This is a genomic window from Rhizobium sp. 01L410 (genome assembly GCF_056400165.1).
Genome location: NZ_JBFTST010000003.1, coordinates 336,682 through 354,357, shown reverse-complemented (window position 1 = coordinate 354,357; position 17,676 = coordinate 336,682). Strand labels below are relative to the sequence as shown.

Below are 17,676 nucleotides of genomic sequence, written 5' to 3'. Positions count from 1 at the left end.
GTCATGCACCGATACTAGGGAGCGATCGTTGATTTTCCGTTTCAGAGGGAAGCAACAATTTAACAGATGGCGACCGAGGCCGATATGCTAGCCGCCTGTTGCTTCGGTCGCGGCCTGTTGCGTATGCTGTTCGCAGGCCGGTGAACAGGACAGAACCGAGCGGTCGGTCTGGCGGTAGACCCGGACGGTGTTGCCTTCGTCGATCGACACCAGAATCGTCTGGTCGAGGATAGCGTTTCCATCGATGTCCAGCAGAACGATGTTGGTCGTTCCGAAGCTACGTCCCGTCAGCACGATCGTCTTGGAATCGGCGACCGTCGCATCGGCAACCTTGGCATTGCCGACGATGACCTTGCTGACCGCCCGGTCGAGCTTCAGCACGCGCGCGTGATCCATGTAAACCCGCAGCATGTCTTCTTCCGCCGACGCGGGTTGCAAAAGAGCAAACCACGGCAAGGCAGCGATGCAGGCGACCAATACACTCTTGCCGCGTGATGACATGGAACTCTCTCTTGAATTTCTGCAGAATTTCTCAACAGCATGGAAAAAATTGGTGAATGAAGACTTAAAAGTCTCTTATTTCGCCAAATCGCGGCTTCTGGCATCCCGAAACAGGACGTTTCCGCCGGCGCCATAGGGAAGCGTATCATTCCGGGACTGGCTGTTGTATTGAAATGTAACGCCAGGAATGCTTGGCGGTGAACGTCTTTCATGCATAGATAAAATGATAATATATCCGCTAAGAAACTGATTACCATGAGCGGCTCTACTTTAGCATTAACAGTCTGGTAACCCTCTTCTTTAAGCCGATTGAAACAGCGCCTCGCTAGGTTGAGCCAATCCGATCAACGGCAAACAGTTGGCGGACGTGCTGAACATCAACTGGAGTAGGAGTTAGACATGACCAAGCTTGTAAGCCGTTTCCTGAAGGACGAATCTGGTGCGACCGCAATCGAGTACGGCCTGATCGCAGCGCTCATCTCTGTAGCGCTCATCGCCGGTGCAACCAGCCTCGGTACCAACATCAACAACGTGTTCCAGAACCTGAGCACGAAGATGAGCACCGCCGCTACGGCCGCTTCCAAGTAAGCTGCTTGATAGGCGATCGTCAAAAGATATGCCGTGCGAAGGCTCACCTGAGACGTGAGCCTTTTCCTTTTCGGGGGTGAGACATGATTGCTGCAGCCGTGTTCGTGATTTTTCCGTTCTGCCTGGCAGTGGCGGCACTCTCCGATCTGTTTACAATGACGATCCCGAACCGGGTGTCGCTCGTTCTCGTTGGCAGTTTCCTGATCGCTGCACCGCTGACCGGTATGCCCTTTGATGCAATCGGGCTTTCACTGCTTGCCGGTGCCGCTGTCTTTCTCGCCTGTTTTGCGCTGTTCGCCATGAACGTCATGGGTGGAGGCGATGCGAAGCTTCTTTCTGCCGCCGCATTGTGGTTCGGCTTCACGCCCTCGCTTGTCATGTTCATCGCCGCTGTTGGCCTGTTCGGCGGACTGCTAACCTTCGCCATCCTCTTGCTGAGAACGCAGTCTAATACCATCCTGGCGATCGGTGTGCCGGTTCCGAATTCGCTGATTCTCGCCAAGAAGATTCCATATGGTATTGCGATCGCAGCGGGAGGTTTTATTGCGTTCCCGTCTTCGCCAATCTTTGTGGCAACGCTGGAAGCCCTGAAATAGCGGCGTTTTAATCGCCCATTAACTTAAAATGTAAGGCTTCCGTTAACTATAATTATACCAATTCCTGACCATTCTGCGGGACGAATATGCATCGTTTCGAGGAATGATCGATGAAGCCCGCGCGTCTTCTCATACTTTCAGTGGCCGTTGTCGCCGCCGGCCTGGCCGGCCTTTTGGCGATGAAGCTCGCTGGACGCGGTGGTGTCGTCACCCAGGTTCAGTCGGTCGTCGAGAAGGAGCCGACGGTCAATGTTCTCGTCTCCAGCTCAAATCTTCCCGTTGGCGCCCGCATCGATGACAAGGCCGTACACTGGATGCCCTGGCCACAGGGCGGCGTCGTGCAGGGTTTCATCACAGAAACGGACAAGCCCGATGCTCTGAAGGAGCTGCAGGGCGCCGTCGTCCGCCTGCCGATATTCGAAGGCGAACCGATCCGGCCTGAAAAGGTCGCCGATTCCAACAGCCGCATTCTCTCGGCTCTTCTGCCTGCCGGCAAGCGCGCCGTTGCAACTGAAATCTCGGTTGCAACAGGAGCGGGCGGCTTCATCCTCCCCAATGACCGCGTCGACGTGATCATGGTCCGCAAGGGCACGGGTACCGAGAAGTTCATCACCGAGACGGTTCTGAGCAATGTTCGGGTTCTCGCGATCGACCAGCAGATTCAGGAGAAGGACGATGGCTCAAAGGCCGTCGTTGGTACGACTGCCACACTTGAGCTCACCCCTGATCAGACGAAGGTCCTCGTCGTTGCGCAGCAGATGGCGGACCGGCTGTCGCTGGCGTTGCGCTCGATTGCCGACGCGCAGGATCAGGATACGAGCGCCGCTGACTATCTCCTGAGCGGCGACAACGGAAACGCCTTGGTTCAGGTCATCAAGTCTGGATCGATCGTTACCGACAGCAGTGCGCCCAAGGCAGAATGAGGACGTTGAGATGACCAAGACAATGCGGCGCACCAGACTTCTGCTCACCGGCTTCCTGTCGCTGACCACAGCCGTCACGGGCCTGACGCCAGGTTTCATGGCACCAATTCTTGGCGCTTCAAGTGCATTTGCTGATTCCGATGGTATTGTCCGTATCTCGCAAACGGGGCCCGGCGCACATCGCCGTCTCAAGATCGGCCTCAACAAGGCGGTCGTCATCGACCTGCCAGAGGATGCGCACGATATCCTCGTCTCCGATCCCTCGATGGCCGATGCCGTGACGCGGACGTCGCGCCGTATCTATCTGTTCGGCAAGAAGGTTGGCCAGACCAACATCTTCATTTTCGGCGGCGACGGTCAGGAAGTCGTCAGCCTCGACATCGAGATCGAGCGCGATGTCTCCGGTCTTGAAGCCAATCTCAAGCGCTTCATTCAGGACTCGAATATCAATGTCGAGATCGTCTCGGACAACATCGTCCTGACGGGAACGGTCCGTACGCCGCAGGACGCGACCCAGGCTGCCGATCTGGCGCAGGCCTTCCTGAAGGGCGGTGAAGCGACCACCCGTACGGAAACCGCCTCCAGCACAGCACAACAGGGCGACGTCGCATTGTTCGCGGAAGCCCGGCAGCAGTCGCAAGTGGTCAACCTGCTGCAGATCCAGGGCGAGGATCAGGTCACACTGAAGGTGACGATTGCCGAAGTGCGCCGCGAGATCCTCAAGCAGATCGGGTTTGACAATCTCGTCTCGAACTCTTCGGGGCTCAACGTCGCACAATTGGGTTCGCCGACTGCCAATTCGTCCGCAGCTACGCTTGGCGGCGGCCTCGCGGCTCTCTTCAAGTCGTCGATCGGCCGCTATGATATTTCGACCTATCTGAGCGCGCTAGAGCAGGCCAAGGTGGTTCGCACGCTGGCGGAGCCGACATTGACCGCGATCTCGGGTCAGGCGGCAACCTTCAACTCCGGCGGCCAGGTTCTGTACTCGACGACAGACAATGACGGAAATACCACTGTCGTTCCGTATAACTACGGCATCAGTCTGGCGTTCAAGCCTGTCGTGCTTTCCTCTGGCCGTATCAGCCTGGAAATCAAGACGAACGTTTCCGAACCAGCACCGTCCGCCACCGGATCTGCTCCGACCTATCAGCGCCGCTCTGCCGAAACCTCAGTCGAACTGCCTTCGGGCGGCTCCATCGCGCTTGCCGGCCTGATACGCGATAACGTCGCGCAGACGTCGAATGGCACGCCGGGGGTCAACAAGATCCCGCTGCTCGGCACGTTGTTCCGCCAGCGCAGCGTCCAGCGTGAGGAAACCGAGCTTGTCATTATCGCGACGCCCTATCTCGTGCGTCCGGTCGCTCGCAATCTGCTCAACCGTCCCGACGACAATTTCAGCCCGGAAAATGATGGCCAGGCGTTCTTCATGAACCGGGTGAACAAGGTCTACGGCGGCCGCGAGGCGCCGGTTGCCGACGCTCAGTTCCACGGTTCCATCGGGTTTATCTACAAATGAAAACGATGCGGCGGGACACAATCATGACGAAGCCCAATCAGGCGGTGGCCGATATGACGAAGATCAAAAGAAGCGCATCGAAATTACTGACGGCGGCCGGTCTGCTCGCTGCGGCCGCGCTGACAAGCTGCGCTGCTCCGCGTGACAATCTCACCACCGGCGGCATCCCGGATGACTATCGTCAGCGTCATCCCATCGTCGTTACCGAAGCCGAACAGGCCGTCGATATTCCTGTCGCAACCACGGACCGCCGTCTGACGATTGCTCAGCGAGATCTGATCCGGGGCTTTGCGACAACCTATACTTCGCGCGCATCCGGTCCTGTCTATCTGATGTCACCGCAGGGCTCGGCAAATGCGTTTGCCGTCAGCCAGGTTCGCGGGCAGGTGCGCGCCGAACTCGCCTCGCGCGGTATCCCCACATCAAAGATCGTTTATGCGTCCTATGCGGCCGCAGGCGGCGGCGATGCAGCCCCGATCCGTCTGACCTTCATCGGGACCACGGCCGTCACGACCCAATGCGGCCAGTGGCCAAAGGATATCGGAGGCGGCTTCGACAACCAGAATTATTACAATTTCGGTTGCGCCTATCAGAACAATCTGGCTGCCCAGGTCGCCAATCCGGAAGATTTCATCGCGCCCCGCGGCATGACGCCGATCGACGCGGCACGGCGTAACGACGCCATCACCGAATATCGCACCTATCGCACGACCATCGAGACGAACGGTAGCTCCGACTTCTAATGCGGAATTGAACGAATGAGCGCAGTCGATTACGAGATCAAGAACACGACCGAACTTCGCAATGCCGAAGAAGCGGTTCGCATGGCCGAGCTCGAGAATATGCGGCCACTTCCGCGTATCTCGGTTCACGCCTTTTGCGAGAGCGAAGGTCTTCAGGAAACGATGGAACGCTGCGGCAACGACCGCCGCATGTCGAAGGTCAGCTTGCGCATAACGAGCGGCGGCATTGCGGCCGCTGCGAATATGTTTCAGACCACTCCGACACCGAATCTGATCATTCTGGAAACCAAGGCGAATGCTGCGAGCCTCATGGCTGAGCTCGCGCCGCTGGCAAGTGTCTGCGATCCCTCGACCAAGGTCGTCGTTGTCGGTTACTACAACGACATCTCCCTCTATCGCGATCTGATCCGCAATGGGATTTCCGAATATATCGTCCAGCCGGTCGCCATGCCGGATCTGATGACGGCTATGGCGGCAATCTTTGTCGATCCGGACGCCGAGCCGCTCGGCAAGAGCATTGCTTTCATTGGCGCCAAGGGTGGTGTCGGCGCCTCGACGATCGCCCATAACTGCGCCTTCGGTATCTCCAACCTGTTCTCGACGGAAACGATCCTCGCCGATCTCGATCTTCCTTACGGAACCGCCAATATCAACTTCGACCAGGATCCAACCGTGGGCATTGCCGAAGCGGTCTTCGCGCCTGAAAGGCTCGACGAAGTTTTCCTGGACCGGTTGTTGACGAAGTGCTCCGAGCACCTGTCGATGCTTGCGGCTCCATCTCTCCTCGACAGGGTTTATGATTTCGACGGTCAGGCCTTCCAGCCTGTCCTCGATGTGCTGCAGCGCAATGCACCTATAACCGTGCTCGATGTTCCGCATACGTGGTCCGAGTGGACGCGCTCCGTCCTTGGCTCGGTCGACGAGGTGGTGATTTGCGCCGCACCAGACCTGGCTAACCTGCGCAACACCAAGAATATGCTCGACGCCCTGCGCAAGGTGCGGCCAAACGACAAGGCACCGCATCTCATTCTCAATCAGGTCGGCATGCCCAAACGTCCGGAAATTACCCCGGGCGACTTCTGCGAGCCTTTGGAGATCGACCCGATCGCGATCATTCCATTCGACATCAATCTGTTTGGAAACGCTGCAAACAGCGGCCGGATGATCTCCGAAATGGATGCGAAATCACCCACGGCGGAAACCTTCTCGCAGGTTGCCCACATCGTCACCGGCCGGGTTGCCCTCAAGAAGGCCAAACGCGGCAGCCTTCTCGGGCTTTTGAAGCGCGGCAAGTGACAGACGTAAAAGTGTAGATTGGAATCTGGCATGTTCGGAAAACGCGGAAATGAAGGTTTCGGAAAGGCCGGCGGCGTTGCAGCCCCGCCGCCGCCGGCTGCCGCTGCTGTTTCGCCGTCGGCCTCTCCGAGCGTCATCGTCGAACCGAACCGCGAACCCGCACGCTCTCAGGTAACGCCGCCGCCGATGCAGACACCGCAGCGTCGCCGCCCGGCGCGCACGGACGAATATTACGACACCAAAGCGCAGGTCTTCTCCGCGCTGATCGATACGATCGACCTGTCTCAGCTTGCCAAACTCGATGCCGAAAGTGCCCGCGAAGAAATTCGCGATATCGTCAACGACATCATCACGATCAAGAATTTCGCGATGTCGATCTCGGAGCAGGAAGAGCTGCTCGAGGACATCTGCAACGACGTCCTGGGTTACGGCCCGCTGGAGCCGTTGCTGGCACGCGACGATATTGCCGACATCATGGTCAATGGCGCCGGGAAGACCTTCATCGAAGTCGGCGGCAAGACTATCGAATCGGAAATCCGATTCCGCGATAATGGCCAATTGCTGTCGATCTGCCAGCGCATCGTCAGCCAGGTCGGCCGCCGCGTCGATGAATCGAGCCCGATCTGCGATGCGCGCCTTCCCGATGGTTCGCGTGTGAACGTCATCGCGCCGCCGTTGGCAATCGATGGCCCGGCACTGACGATTCGTAAGTTCAAGAAAGACAAGCTGACGCTCGATCAGCTGGTCCGCTTCGGCGCAATCACGCCCGAGGGCGCAACTCTGCTGCAGATCATCGGCCGCGTCCGGTGCAATGTTGTCATTTCGGGCGGTACCGGCTCCGGCAAGACGACACTTCTCAATTGCTTGACGAACTATATCGACCGCGATGAGCGTGTCATCACCTGCGAAGACACGGCCGAATTGCAGCTTCAGCAGCCGCATGTCGTGCGTCTCGAAACCCGCCCGCCTAATATCGAAGGCGAAGGTGAGATCACCATGCGCGACCTGGTCAAGAACTGCCTGCGTATGCGCCCTGAACGCATCATCGTCGGCGAAGTGCGTGGACCTGAAGTGTTCGACCTTCTGCAGGCGATGAACACTGGCCACGACGGCTCGATGGGAACGATCCACTCAAACTCGCCGCGTGAATGCCTGAGCCGTATCGAATCGATGATCGCGATGGGCGGCTTCAGCCTGCCGGCAAAGACCGTCCGCGAAATCATCGCCGGATCGATCGATGTCATCGTTCAGGCGGCCCGCCTTCGCGATGGTTCGCGCCGCATCACGGCGATCACCGAAGTGATCGGCATGGAAGGCGATGTGATCATCACCCAGGACCTGATGCGCTACGAGATCGATGGCGAAGATGCTGCAGGCCGGTTGATTGGCCGTCACATGTCCACGGGCATCGGCAAGCCGAACTTCTGGGATCGCGCCCGCTACTACAACGAGGAGAAGCGGCTGGCCGCAGCCCTTGACGAAATGGAAACGAAGTCGAAGGGGGCGTGATGTTCGGTTTTGATCCCATCGTCCTTGGCATCATTCTCCTCGTGGCTATCGCCGCGGGAGCCGTTTGCTACAGCTTGCTCTTCACCCGCATGGAAACCGAGAAAAAGGCCGCGAGCCGCGTCAGCCGCGTCGGTTCGGCCGAAGCAGACCGGTCGAACGTCAAGGCGGCGCGGGATCGCGTTCAGGAAATGTCCAAACGCCGCAAGTCGGTGCAGGACAACCTGAAGGATCTCGAGAAGCGGCAGCAGGAGAACCACAAGCGCAAGCTCTCCTTGAAGTCGCGCCTGACGCAGGCTGGATTTTCCATCACCCCGGCGAAATTCTACATGTTCAGCGCTGGCTTCGGTTTTTTCCTGATGCTGATTGCGTTCCTGGCCGGCGCTCCCACACTGATGGTTCTGGCTGTGCCCGTCATTGCGGGCCTCGGTCTGCCGCGCTGGATACTGAGCTTCTTGATCAAGCGCCGTCAGAACAACTTTCTGACCGAGTTTCCGAATGCGCTCGATGTCATCGTCCGCTCGATCAAGTCCGGCCTGCCGCTCAACGATGCCATCAGACTGATCGCCAACGAAGGCCGCGATCCGGTAAAGACGGAATTTCGCCGCGTCGTCGAATCGCAGCAGCTCGGTCTCAGTGTGCCCGATGCCTGCGCCCGTATGACAAATTATATGCCGCTGCAGGAAGTCAGTTTCTTTGCCATTGTCATCGCCATTCAATCTCAGGCCGGTGGTAACCTTTCGGAGGCGATCGGCAATCTTTCCAAGGTCCTTCGGGATCGCAAGAAGATGAAGGCAAAGGTCTCGGCGCTGTCAATGGAAGCGAAGGCCTCAGCCTGCATCATCGGCGCTCTGCCGTTCATCGTCGCGACGCTCGTCTATCTGAGCTCCCCGCAATATATGATGATCCTTTTTACCGATCCGCGCGGCCATCTGATCATGGGCCTGTCGGCCTTCTGGATGTCTATCGGCATCTTCGTGATGAAGAAAATGGTCAGTTTTGATATCTGACGGAGAGGGAAGCAAGCCATGTCTTCAGATCTTGCATCACGTTTGACAGATCCGTCCATGCTGGTCGCGCTGTTCGTCGCGATCGCCGTTTTCGCAACGTTTTATACGATTGCAGTCCCTTTCTTCGAGCGCGGCGATCTCAATAAGCGCATGCGCGCTGTTTCGACCGAACGCGATCAGATCCGGGCACGTGAACGCGCGCGAATGAACTCCGATACCACGTCGAGCAAGGCCTCGCTGAGAACGCAGAACAATCGTTCCGTTCGCCAGATCGTCGAGCGTTTCAATCTGCGCGAAGCGCTGGTCGACGAAAATACCATGAACAAACTGAAGGCCGCAGGCTTCCGGTCTGAGAATGCGCTGAATACCTTTCTCGTGGCGCGTTTCCTTTTGCCGTTTGTGTTTCTTGCGGGCGCCGCATTCTACATCTTCGGCCTTGGCCACATGATCGAAAAGCCTTTCCCGATCAGGCTTCTCGTGGTCATCGGAACCGCCTATCTGGGCTTCTACGCTCCGAATATTTTCATCTCCAACCGTATGGGCAAGCGTCAGCACTCGATCAAGCGCGCTTGGCCGGATGCACTCGATCTGATGCTGATCTGCGTTGAATCGGGTATCTCGATCGAAGCTGCGATGCGCCGTGTCTCGGAAGAACTGGGAGAACAATCGCCAGCGCTCGCCGAGGAAATGGTCCTGACGACAGCAGAGCTGTCCTTCCTGCCCGATCGCCGTCAGGCGCTCGAAAACCTCGGCACTCGAACGCAGATCGACATCGTCCGTTCGGTCACGGCGGCCCTGATCCAGGCCGACCGTTACGGCACGCCGATCTCGCAGGCGCTCCGTGTTCTTGCCCAGGAAGGTCGCGACGAGCGTATGAACGAGGCGGAAAAGAAGGCGGCCGCTCTGCCGCCGAAGCTGACGGTGCCGATGATCCTGTTCTTCCTGCCGGTTCTGGTCGCCGTCATCCTCGGCCCAGCCGGTATCCAGGTCGCCGATCGCTTCTGAGGCCCTTGAAGAGCGTGGCCAACCGGTCTAGCCATAGATCCTGATCGACCGGAAGAGCCGGTATCGCGCTCTTCGGTCACGAGGAGCTCGCATGTCGTCTGCTGCCATTCTCGCCAGTATTTTCGCGGCCATGCTTATCGGGGCAATGAGCCCCGGTCCGAGTTTTGTCGTCGTCTCCCGGATCGCTATTTCCCGATCGCGCCTCGACGGCCTCTGCGCCGCCCTGGGCATGGGCATCGGCGGCGTTATCTTCAGCGCGCTTGCGCTCGCCGGATTGACCGCGCTGCTGACGCAATTCTCCTGGCTTTATCTCGTGCTGAAGATCGCGGGCGGCGCCTATCTCGTCTATATCGCTTATCGCATCTGGCAGGGTGCCGCAGACCCGCTTGAGGTGACAGGCGTTACCGAGGGCCGCTCGTCACTCCGGCGCAGCTTCTCGACGGCACTTTTGACGCAGCTCAGCAACCCGAAGACCATTGTTGTCTATGCCAGCATTTTCGCAGCTTTTCTGCCGAAATCCGTTCCGCTCGCCGTCGCCGTCGGCTTGCCGATCGGAATTTTCGCCATCGAGACGGGCTGGTACACCGTGGTCGCGCTGGCCTTTTCGGCCCGCAGACCGCGGCAGGCCTATCTGGCGGCAAAGGCATGGGTCGACCGTGCCGCCGGCTTCGTCATGGGTGGACTTGGCCTACGCCTGATCTATGCGGGGGTGACCCTGCGATAGAGAATCGCCGGATCAGTTGGTGTTGTTCGGCGCCTGGCTATCCTTGGAAGCCAGCTTTTGCCAGGAATTCTGCTGCGAGAGCATCGAGCGCAGATAGGCGACATTGGCGTCGGCCTGCTGCGGAGAGAGTTCGCGCCGGGCAATCTGCTCGGCTTCCGGAAAGCGCCCCTGCAGTCCGACGACGAGCGCCAGGTTCTGGCGGACGCGGCTGTCGGCACTAGGCTGGCCTGCCGCCTGCCGCATGTAGGTTTCCGCCGTGCGAAGATCGCCCGTCAGCACATAGGACATGCCGAGATTGGAAAGAACCGAGGGTTCGTTCGGCATGATATCCAGCGCGTCGCGATAGCGCGCCCGTGCTTCGCTGGCCTTGCCCATCTGGTCGAGGATTGCGCCTTGGGCAGAAACCAGCTTCCAGTCGGGCCGGTCGGGCGTCTGCGCGCGGCTGATGGTGTCAAGCGCCTGCTGGAGCTGTCCGGCCGCTGCCTGCGCCTTGCCGTAGGCCGCCAGAACGTTGCGGTCGCTCGGATTGGAAATCGCCACCTGCTGCATGACGGCCAGCGCCTGAGCGTCACGTCCGGCCGAGCGCAGCAAGCTCGCATAATAGACGCCATTGGTTGGATCGCGCGGGTTTTTCTCGTATATCTGTCCGGCACGCTCGGTGGCAGACCGCATTTCGTTGACGTCCATCGTCTCGACCGGCTTAGCAGAAGCGGGGATCGACCCGGTGGTCATCTTGTCCTTGGTTGTCGAGCAGCCGGCGAGCGTCAGGCCGACCAGCGCCACAACGGCACCCTGCAGGAGACGGGTCTTGAGCGAAGTGGTGGCCAAACGAGGCATCGCGCTTTCCTGAATTCAGAAACAGGCGCCTGACCTCTAATCGGAACAGGGAAAGGTGTGACGCAATCTTCGCTCCAGCAATAGTCTGTTAACCCTAACAGACCGTTAAGAAACGATTCCGGATACCGCCGAAGGACTCCAATGGCCCCCTATCAATTTATCGAGAGACCGACGCCCTTCAACAACAAGGGCGGCTCGACACTCCCGATTTTCGCAGTGACGCCTGCCCATATCGAAACCGGCACCATCGATCCGATCGCTCTCGATTGGGCAAAGAAGGCCGGCTATCGTGCCGAAAGCGGCTCGCTGCTGTTGATCCCGACGGCAGAAGGCCATCTCGGCGGCGCTCTCTTCGGTCTCGGCACGAACCCTTCCGAACAGCCATACATCACCGGAAAGCTGGCACGCTCGCTGCCGGCTGGCGACTGGCATATCGAAACCGCGCCGCTGACGGCCAACCGTCTGGCGCTCGGCTTCGGCCTCGGCAGCTACCGCTTCGATCGTTACCGCTCCGAAAAGCCGGCCGCCGCGACACTGATGATCCCGCGCGATGCCGATGCCGCCGATATCAAGCGTCAGCTTGCCGGCGTGTTCCTTGCCCGCGACCTAATCAACACGCCGACCAACGACATGGGACCGGAGCAGCTGGAAGCGGCTTTCCGCGGCCTTGCCGAGCACTACAAGGCGGAAATGTCGGTCATCATCGGCGATGACCTGCTGAAGGAGAATTTTCCGCTGGTTCACACCGTCGGCCGCGCCAGCGCCGATGCGCCGCGCCTGCTGGAGCTGCGCTGGGGCAAGAAGGGCCATCGCAAGGTCACGCTGGTTGGCAAGGGCGTCTGCTTCGATACCGGCGGCCTCGACATCAAGCCATCCTCCTCCATGCTGCTGATGAAGAAGGACATGGGCGGCGCTGCCAATGTCATGGGCCTGGCGCTGATGATTATGGACGCCAAGCTGAAGGTCGATCTGCGCGTCATCATTCCCGTTGTCGAAAACTCGATCTCAGCCAACGCCTTCCGCCCCGGCGATATCTACAAGAGCCGCAAGGGCCTGACCGTCCAGATCGACAATACCGATGCCGAAGGCCGACTGATCCTCGCCGATGCGCTGACCTATGCCGACGAAGAGTCCCCCGATCTGCTGATCGACATGGCAACGCTGACGGGTGCCGCGCGTGTCGCGCTCGGCCCCGATCTGCCGCCTTTCTTCACGGATGATGCGAGCCTGGCGCATGACCTGACTGAAGCGAGCCTGGAGACGGACGACCCACTTTGGCGTCTGCCGCTCTACATGGGCTACGACAAGGATATCCGTTCGAAGCTCGCCGACATCACCAACGCGCCGGCAGGCGGGATGGCAGGCGCCATCACCGCGGCACTCTTCCTGAAACGTTTCGTCAGCAAGACGAAGAGCTGGGCCCATTTCGACATCTACGGCTGGGCGCCATCGGAACGGGCGCATTCCCCGGGGGGCGGCGAGGCGCAGGCGATCCGCGCGCTCTATCACCATATCCGCCAGAGCCTCTGAGGCGATCGTTAAAATTTTATTCACCTTGAGAGGCGGCAGATTCTGCCGCCTCTTGCGTATGTGCCCGCGCTGCGGACAATAGGAACGTTAGCGTAACGATCTCCGGAGGGCCTGTGCCGATCGAACTGACTGCTTCGCAGGCATTGGGGCTCTGGCATGGCGTTGCCCTCGATCAGGTGCGTCATGATAATCGCGACCTGACGCTTCGGCAGATGGCCATCCTTCTGCAAATCTACCTCGTGCCTCCGCCACACACTGTTCGCGGTCTTGCTGCCACCCTTGAGGTGACCAAGCCTGTCATCACCCGCGCCCTCGATACGATGGGTGAAATGGGGCTGGTCGACAGGGTGCGCGACGACGCGGATCGGCGTAATGTCATCATCAAACGCACCGTCGGCGGTGCGCTCTATCTTGAAAAGCTGGGCGATCTCGTGCGCGAGCAGGGCCGCAAGCTTTCGCCTTGAAGGGACTGTCATGACCATGCTCGACCGGCGCCTCAATGCGCACAGACCGGATCTCGCCGACGCCTCGCTTGAGGGCAAAGTCGAGGCTGCGCGCTTCGTCTCAGGCTCTTCGGCGCGTGTCGCCGTTCCGGTCGCGCCGCTTCGCCCGGTTGCCGATCTAACGCGCGGTATCGATACCGAACTGCTGATGGGAGAAGACGTGACGATCTTCGAACGCTCCGGCGGCTGGTGCTGGCTCAAGGCGGCGTCGGATGGCTATGTTGGCTACATGCCGGAAGAGATGCTGACAACGGCGGCTCCCGAGCCCACGCATGTGGTCAACGTCCAGCGGACCTTCGTCTATCAGGAGCCTGAGCTTCGCAAACCCTACCGGTCGGTTCTGTCGATGGGCAGCCGCGTCCACATTACCGGCGAGGCGGAAGCCAGAGGAAATCACTATCACCTGCTTGCTGACGGCACAGCTATCTTCTCGAAGCATCTGCAGCCGATCGGCTCGGGCAAGGATGCAGATTACGTGGGGATCGCGCTGCAGTTCCTGAACACGCCCTATCTCTGGGGCGGGCGCTCCGGCCTCGGGATCGATTGTTCCGGCCTCGTACAGCTGGCGTTGCTAATGACCGGCCGCGGTGCGCCGCGCGATACCGACATGCAGGCAGCAGGCCTCGGCACACCGATCGACCGCTCCGAGCTTCGCCGCGGCGATTTGGTGTTCTGGAAGGGGCATGTGGCTGTCATGGAGGATGCCGAAACCATCATCCATGCCAATGGCCACACCATGACCGTCGCCCGCGAGAATTTCGAGGAAGCGGTCGAGCGCATCGGCTGGCTCTATGAGCAGCCAAACGGCTATCGCCGGCCGTTCTAACGCTGGCGCGGGTCCAGCCAGTCCCTGAGACCATCGCCGAGCAGGTTGAAGCCGAGAACAGCGAGCGCGATCGTCAGGCCGGGCAGGATTGCGAGCCACGGTGCCGTCCCCATGAAGGTCTGCGAATCCGCCAGCATGCGCCCCCAGGTCGGCGCAGGCGGCGCCATGCCGAGGCCAAGAAAGCTGAGGCCCGCCTCTGTCAGGATCGCCAGTCCCAGCTGAATGGTCGCCTGCACGATGATCTGGCTCATGATGTTGGGCGCCACGTGCCGCAAGGAGATCGTCAGGCGGCTGTTGCCGATCGCCTGTGCTGCCAGCACATAATCGCGGCTCCAGGCCTGCATCGCGGTCGCCAGTGTCACGCGCGCGAAGACCGGGATCATGAAGACGGCAATCGCAATGATCGCCGTGAAGCGCCCGGTTCCGAGAAACGCGCCGAGAATCATCGCCGAAAGGATCGGGGGCAGGGCGAAAATCACGTCGCAGGCCCGCATCAGCAGGGCTTCGAAAATGCCCCTGATCGCTGCGGCGGAAATGCCGATGATCGAGCCGATCGCGCCGCCGATCGCAACGGAAGTGAGGGCGATCGATAAAGAATTCCAGCACCCGGCCATCAGCATCGACAGCACGTCGCGCCCGAACTGGTCCGTGCCGAGCAAACCATAGGCGAGCGGCGGCTGAAGCTTGTGGACGATCTGCATCTTCGCCGGCGGCAGCGGCGTCCAGAACAGCGAGATGACAGCGACGGCCAGCAGTGCGCCAACAATCAGCGCGCCTGTAGACAATGTAATTTGCCGGCTAATTTTTCTGACCGGCAGCATGGTGCCCGCAGAGATGTTTGCCATCACGCCGCCCTCCGCAGCCGCGGGTCGATCGCCAGATAGGACGTGTCGACGACGAAATTCATGACGATCACCAGCGCCGCAAAGAACAGCACGACGTCCTGCATGACGGTGATGTCGCGCTGCGCCAGCGCCTGCAGCGCCAGGCGTCCGAGACCGGGAAGATTGAAGACGTTTTCGACCAGCACTGCCCCCGCGACCAGAAAGGTAAACTGCAGCCCGAGGATCGTCATGACGGGCACCAGCGCATTCGGCACCGCATGCCGCCAGAGCACGGCGGCGGATGAAAGCCCCTTGGCCGTTGCCGTGCGCGCGAAGTCTTCGTGCAGCACCTCGAGCACCGCCGACCGTGTCACCCGCGTCAGCACGCCGGCCTGCGGCAAGGCGAGTGCCACGGCGGGCATGACGAGCGCCTGCAGTGCTGCCCAGATGCCATGTCCCCATCCCGGGAAACCACCAGCCGGCATCAGCCCAAGCGACGTCGAAAACAGAATGATCATCAGCAGGGCGACCCAGAAAGCGGGAACGGCGATGCTGATCTGCGAAAACAGGGTTGCGACGACGTCGGCGATCCCGCCGCGCCGGGCCGCGGCAAAACTGCCGAGCGGCAGTGCAATCGTCACCGAGAGAGCGATCGCGAAGATCGCCAGCGGCAGGGTGACAGCCAGCCGTTCGGCAATCAGCCCGGCAACGGGAACGCCATAGGTATAGGATTGGCCGAGATCGCCGCTGAGAACGCCGGCCGCCCAATACCCGTAGCGGAGGATCAGAGGCTGATCGAGCCCGAGTTCATGGCGCAAGGCTGCAAGCGTGTCAGGCGCTGCCGATGTGCCCAGCATGATCGAGGCGGGATCGCCGGGCAGCAGGTCCATCACCGCGAAGATCAGGAAGGAGACGATAGCCAGCGTGAGCACCAGACCGGCGATGCGGCGGGCAAGCAGAGACATCATGCGATCGCCGCCCTGGCAAAAGCTGCGTGTGCTCTCCACGCTCCCACATCATTGTGCTCGTTAAAGGGGTCCAGCCACCGCGCGTCGGTGCGGTGAATGACCGGTACGAGGAGGTCTGTCACGCCCCAGGATTGGGGCGCATTGGATTTCTGCGGCAAGCACAGGAGTGAGGAAAGATGAAAGGCGCAAGCAAGTTCCGGCATCTCACCAATCCAAGATCGTTTGTACTGCTGCGAACTCAGTATGCCGATTATTCCGTCCACGAAACATTCGTCAGAACGTTCGAGGGAATAGGCTCGTTCTCCCAAAGGCCTGTCAGCTTCTTGTTCCAGACGCCAAGCTTTGGCATCACGAAGAGATAAAGCGCCGGCACGTCCTCTGCCAGGATTTTCTGGGCCTCGCCGTAGATCCGGTTCTGCTCGGCCGGGTCCGCCGTTTGCTGCACCTTTGTCATCAGGGCGTTGAAGCCGGGGTTCTTGTAGTTGAAGTAGTAGGGATCGCGCGAATAGATGTCGATATCCATCGGTTCGGCGTGAGCCACGATGGTCATGTCGAAGGCGCGGTCCTTCATGACGTCCTGCACCCATTTGGCCGGAAATTCCGTCGGCTCGATGTTCATCGTCACGCCGATTTCGGCAAACATCGCCTGCATCACCTGCGCGCTGCGCGGCGCATAGGCCATTTGCGGCACCTTGACGGTGAAGCTGAAACCTTCGGGATAGCCGGCCTCGGCAAGCAGCGCCTTGGCTTTCTCCGGACTATAGGCCAGCACGCCCGTCGTGTCCTGATAGCCGGGATCATTCGGCGTGTAATGGCTGCCGATCGCCGTTCCCAGACCGGACCACGCGCCCTCGATTACCGTCTGCCGGTCGATCGCCATCATCAGCGCCTGGCGGACCCGCTTGTCGTCAAACGGCTTCCTGGTGTTGTTCATGCCGGCGACGACCTTAAGTTCGGTGTTGCCGATTTTCGTCGTCAGCCGCGGGTCGCCATCGAATGAGCTCATCAGCTCCGGCGCGGCGAATTCCGGGATCGCATCGATATCGCCGGCCTTGAGGGCTGCTGCCTGCGCCTGCGGATCGGCGATGAAGCGGAAGGTCACCGTATCGAGCTTCACCGAAACCTGCTTGTTCCAGTAAGTCTCGTCCTTCGCCAGCTCGACCTTGTCGCCTTTCGCCCAGTTGACGAACTTGAATGGCCCGGTGCCCACAGGCACGGTCTTGTCGGTACCGGCCGATTTCGGAGCGACCATCACCGATGCCGGCCAGCCGAGCCAGTAGAGCAGGCTGCCGGTGGGCGCCGAGAGATGCAGGACCAGCGTTTCGGCATCCGGCGTATCGATCGACGCGATCGATACGAAGAATCGCTTCTGCGGATTGACTGAGTCCTTGCCACGGGCACGATCGAGCGCAAATTTCGCCGCGGTCGCGTCGAAGATTTCACCATCGTGGAAGGTAACGCCGCTCTGTAGCTTGAATGTATATGTCAGGCCATCCGCAGACACGTCCCAGCTCCTGGCGAGCTGCGGCTGCACCTTGCCGCTCTCGTCGATCGAGACGAGGCCTTCGAAGACGTTCTGCCATGTCACCTGGCCGATTGCCACGGGCGCCGCGATGGTGGGGTCGAGCCCGGTCGGTTCCACGCCCATGCCGAGATTGAGTGTCGTCTTCGGCGCTGCATCGGCAGGGATGACTGCGCCGGGAGCGGCAGCGTAGAGAACCGCGAGAATGGGAAGGAGGCGGACGGAGGGGGCAAGGCGGATCATCGATATCCCGTCGGT

General features: G+C 60.1%; 18 protein-coding genes. 13 read left to right on the top strand and 5 right to left on the bottom strand.

The window, feature by feature from the left end:
• Positions 1–87: 87 nt before the first annotated feature.
• A complete protein-coding gene (locus AC1DV9_RS09015) occupies positions 88–501 on the bottom strand; it encodes a pilus assembly protein N-terminal domain-containing protein (RefSeq protein ID WP_112514235.1) in 414 nt (137 codons plus the stop codon).
• A 399-nt stretch (positions 502–900) separates the two neighbouring features.
• On the opposite strand from AC1DV9_RS09015, the gene AC1DV9_RS09010 reads away from it, so the two are divergent.
• The 10 genes from AC1DV9_RS09010 to AC1DV9_RS08965 all read left to right on the top strand — a co-directional run bounded on the left by AC1DV9_RS09010 (position 901) and on the right by AC1DV9_RS08965 (position 10,408).
• Entirely contained in the window at positions 901–1,089 is a 189-nt protein-coding gene (locus AC1DV9_RS09010; protein ID WP_477947344.1) for a Flp family type IVb pilin, read from the top strand.
• An 83-nt stretch (positions 1,090–1,172) separates the two neighbouring features.
• Positions 1,173–1,685, top strand: a complete 513-nt coding sequence (locus AC1DV9_RS09005) for an A24 family peptidase (RefSeq protein ID WP_112514233.1) — start codon at positions 1,173–1,175, stop codon at positions 1,683–1,685.
• A 110-nt stretch (positions 1,686–1,795) separates the two neighbouring features.
• Complete coding sequence (gene cpaB / locus AC1DV9_RS09000) at positions 1,796–2,608, top strand: Flp pilus assembly protein CpaB (protein WP_310293539.1); 813 nt, start codon at positions 1,796–1,798, stop codon at positions 2,606–2,608.
• Positions 2,609–2,618: 10 nt separating this feature from the next.
• Positions 2,619–4,124 (top strand): type II and III secretion system protein family protein, encoded by a 1,506-nt coding sequence (locus AC1DV9_RS08995; protein WP_477947342.1) that lies wholly within the window; start codon positions 2,619–2,621, stop codon positions 4,122–4,124.
• A gap of 23 nt (positions 4,125–4,147) precedes the next feature.
• A complete protein-coding gene (locus AC1DV9_RS08990; protein WP_477947340.1) occupies positions 4,148–4,867 on the top strand; it encodes a CpaD family pilus assembly protein in 720 nt (239 codons plus the stop codon).
• Between the two features lie 15 nt (positions 4,868–4,882).
• Complete coding sequence (locus tag AC1DV9_RS08985; protein WP_112514230.1) at positions 4,883–6,163, top strand: CpaE/TadZ family protein; 1,281 nt, start codon at positions 4,883–4,885, stop codon at positions 6,161–6,163.
• A 30-nt stretch (positions 6,164–6,193) separates the two neighbouring features.
• Entirely contained in the window at positions 6,194–7,672 is a 1,479-nt protein-coding gene (locus tag AC1DV9_RS08980) for a TadA family conjugal transfer-associated ATPase (RefSeq protein WP_112540008.1), read from the top strand.
• A complete protein-coding gene (locus AC1DV9_RS08975; protein ID WP_477947337.1) occupies positions 7,672–8,679 on the top strand; it encodes a type II secretion system F family protein in 1,008 nt (335 codons plus the stop codon). Before AC1DV9_RS08980 ends, AC1DV9_RS08975 begins: the two co-directional genes overlap by 1 nt.
• Positions 8,680–8,697: 18 nt before the next feature.
• Entirely contained in the window at positions 8,698–9,684 is a 987-nt protein-coding gene (locus tag AC1DV9_RS08970) for a type II secretion system F family protein (protein WP_112514227.1), read from the top strand.
• A 91-nt stretch (positions 9,685–9,775) separates the two neighbouring features.
• Complete coding sequence (locus tag AC1DV9_RS08965; protein WP_477947334.1) at positions 9,776–10,408, top strand: LysE family translocator; 633 nt, start codon at positions 9,776–9,778, stop codon at positions 10,406–10,408.
• Positions 10,409–10,420: 12 nt separating this feature from the next.
• On the opposite strand, the gene AC1DV9_RS08960 is transcribed toward AC1DV9_RS08965, so the two are convergent.
• Positions 10,421–11,245 (bottom strand): tetratricopeptide repeat protein, encoded by an 825-nt coding sequence (locus AC1DV9_RS08960; protein WP_477947332.1) that lies wholly within the window; start codon positions 11,243–11,245, stop codon positions 10,421–10,423.
• 141 nt (positions 11,246–11,386) lie between these two features.
• Here AC1DV9_RS08960 and AC1DV9_RS08955 point away from each other — a divergent pair, with 141 nt between their 5' ends.
• From AC1DV9_RS08955 to AC1DV9_RS08945, 3 genes are all read left to right on the top strand, one after another.
• A complete protein-coding gene (locus AC1DV9_RS08955; protein ID WP_112514224.1) occupies positions 11,387–12,775 on the top strand; it encodes a leucyl aminopeptidase family protein in 1,389 nt (462 codons plus the stop codon).
• Positions 12,776–12,888: 113 nt separating this feature from the next.
• Positions 12,889–13,239, top strand: a complete 351-nt coding sequence (locus AC1DV9_RS08950; RefSeq protein ID WP_477947330.1) for a MarR family transcriptional regulator — start codon at positions 12,889–12,891, stop codon at positions 13,237–13,239.
• A gap of 10 nt (positions 13,240–13,249) precedes the next feature.
• Positions 13,250–14,104 (top strand): C40 family peptidase, encoded by an 855-nt coding sequence (locus AC1DV9_RS08945; protein ID WP_477947328.1) that lies wholly within the window; start codon positions 13,250–13,252, stop codon positions 14,102–14,104.
• Here the strand turns inward: AC1DV9_RS08945 and AC1DV9_RS08940 are convergent.
• The 3 genes from AC1DV9_RS08940 to AC1DV9_RS08930 form a co-directional block, all read right to left on the bottom strand.
• Positions 14,101–14,925, bottom strand: coding sequence for an ABC transporter permease (locus AC1DV9_RS08940; RefSeq protein WP_477947526.1), 825 nt, complete (start codon positions 14,923–14,925; stop codon positions 14,101–14,103). The genes AC1DV9_RS08945 and AC1DV9_RS08940 overlap by 4 nt on opposite strands.
• 23 nt (positions 14,926–14,948) lie before the next feature.
• Positions 14,949–15,896 carry an ABC transporter permease gene (locus AC1DV9_RS08935; RefSeq protein ID WP_477947326.1) on the bottom strand — a complete coding sequence of 316 codons (948 nt, stop codon included), beginning with the start codon at positions 15,894–15,896 and terminating at the stop codon, positions 14,949–14,951.
• A gap of 250 nt (positions 15,897–16,146) precedes the next feature.
• Positions 16,147–17,661 carry an ABC transporter substrate-binding protein gene (locus tag AC1DV9_RS08930; protein WP_477947524.1) on the bottom strand — a complete coding sequence of 505 codons (1,515 nt, stop codon included), beginning with the start codon at positions 17,659–17,661 and terminating at the stop codon, positions 16,147–16,149.
• Between the last annotated feature and the right edge of the window lie 15 nt (positions 17,662–17,676).

Bases quoted from the DNA above. Each gene is read 5' to 3' on its own strand.
- AC1DV9_RS08945 (WP_477947328.1), top strand. From the start codon at position 13,250: ATGACCATGCTCGACCGGCGCCTCAATGCGCACAGACCGGATCTCGCC.
- AC1DV9_RS08955 (WP_112514224.1), top strand. From the start codon at position 11,387: ATGGCCCCCTATCAATTTATCGAGAGACCGACGCCCTTCAACAACAAG.
- AC1DV9_RS08985 (WP_112514230.1), top strand. From the start codon at position 4,883: ATGAGCGCAGTCGATTACGAGATCAAGAACACGACCGAACTTCGCAAT.
- AC1DV9_RS08990 (WP_477947340.1), top strand. From the start codon at position 4,148: ATGACGAAGCCCAATCAGGCGGTGGCCGATATGACGAAGATCAAAAGA.
- AC1DV9_RS09015 (WP_112514235.1), bottom strand. From the start codon at position 501: ATGTCATCACGCGGCAAGAGTGTATTGGTCGCCTGCATCGCTGCCTTG.
- AC1DV9_RS08975 (WP_477947337.1), top strand. From the start codon at position 7,672: ATGTTCGGTTTTGATCCCATCGTCCTTGGCATCATTCTCCTCGTGGCT.
- AC1DV9_RS09010 (WP_477947344.1), top strand. From the start codon at position 901: ATGACCAAGCTTGTAAGCCGTTTCCTGAAGGACGAATCTGGTGCGACC.
- AC1DV9_RS08970 (WP_112514227.1), top strand. From the start codon at position 8,698: ATGTCTTCAGATCTTGCATCACGTTTGACAGATCCGTCCATGCTGGTC.
- AC1DV9_RS08980 (WP_112540008.1), top strand. From the start codon at position 6,194: ATGTTCGGAAAACGCGGAAATGAAGGTTTCGGAAAGGCCGGCGGCGTT.
- AC1DV9_RS09005 (WP_112514233.1), top strand. From the start codon at position 1,173: ATGATTGCTGCAGCCGTGTTCGTGATTTTTCCGTTCTGCCTGGCAGTG.
- cpaB (WP_310293539.1), top strand. From the start codon at position 1,796: ATGAAGCCCGCGCGTCTTCTCATACTTTCAGTGGCCGTTGTCGCCGCC.
- AC1DV9_RS08965 (WP_477947334.1), top strand. From the start codon at position 9,776: ATGTCGTCTGCTGCCATTCTCGCCAGTATTTTCGCGGCCATGCTTATC.
- AC1DV9_RS08995 (WP_477947342.1), top strand. From the start codon at position 2,619: ATGACCAAGACAATGCGGCGCACCAGACTTCTGCTCACCGGCTTCCTG.
- AC1DV9_RS08930 (WP_477947524.1), bottom strand. From the start codon at position 17,661: ATGATCCGCCTTGCCCCCTCCGTCCGCCTCCTTCCCATTCTCGCGGTT.
- AC1DV9_RS08935 (WP_477947326.1), bottom strand. From the start codon at position 15,896: ATGATGTCTCTGCTTGCCCGCCGCATCGCCGGTCTGGTGCTCACGCTG.
- AC1DV9_RS08960 (WP_477947332.1), bottom strand. From the start codon at position 11,245: ATGCCTCGTTTGGCCACCACTTCGCTCAAGACCCGTCTCCTGCAGGGT.
- AC1DV9_RS08940 (WP_477947526.1), bottom strand. From the start codon at position 14,925: ATGCTGCCGGTCAGAAAAATTAGCCGGCAAATTACATTGTCTACAGGC.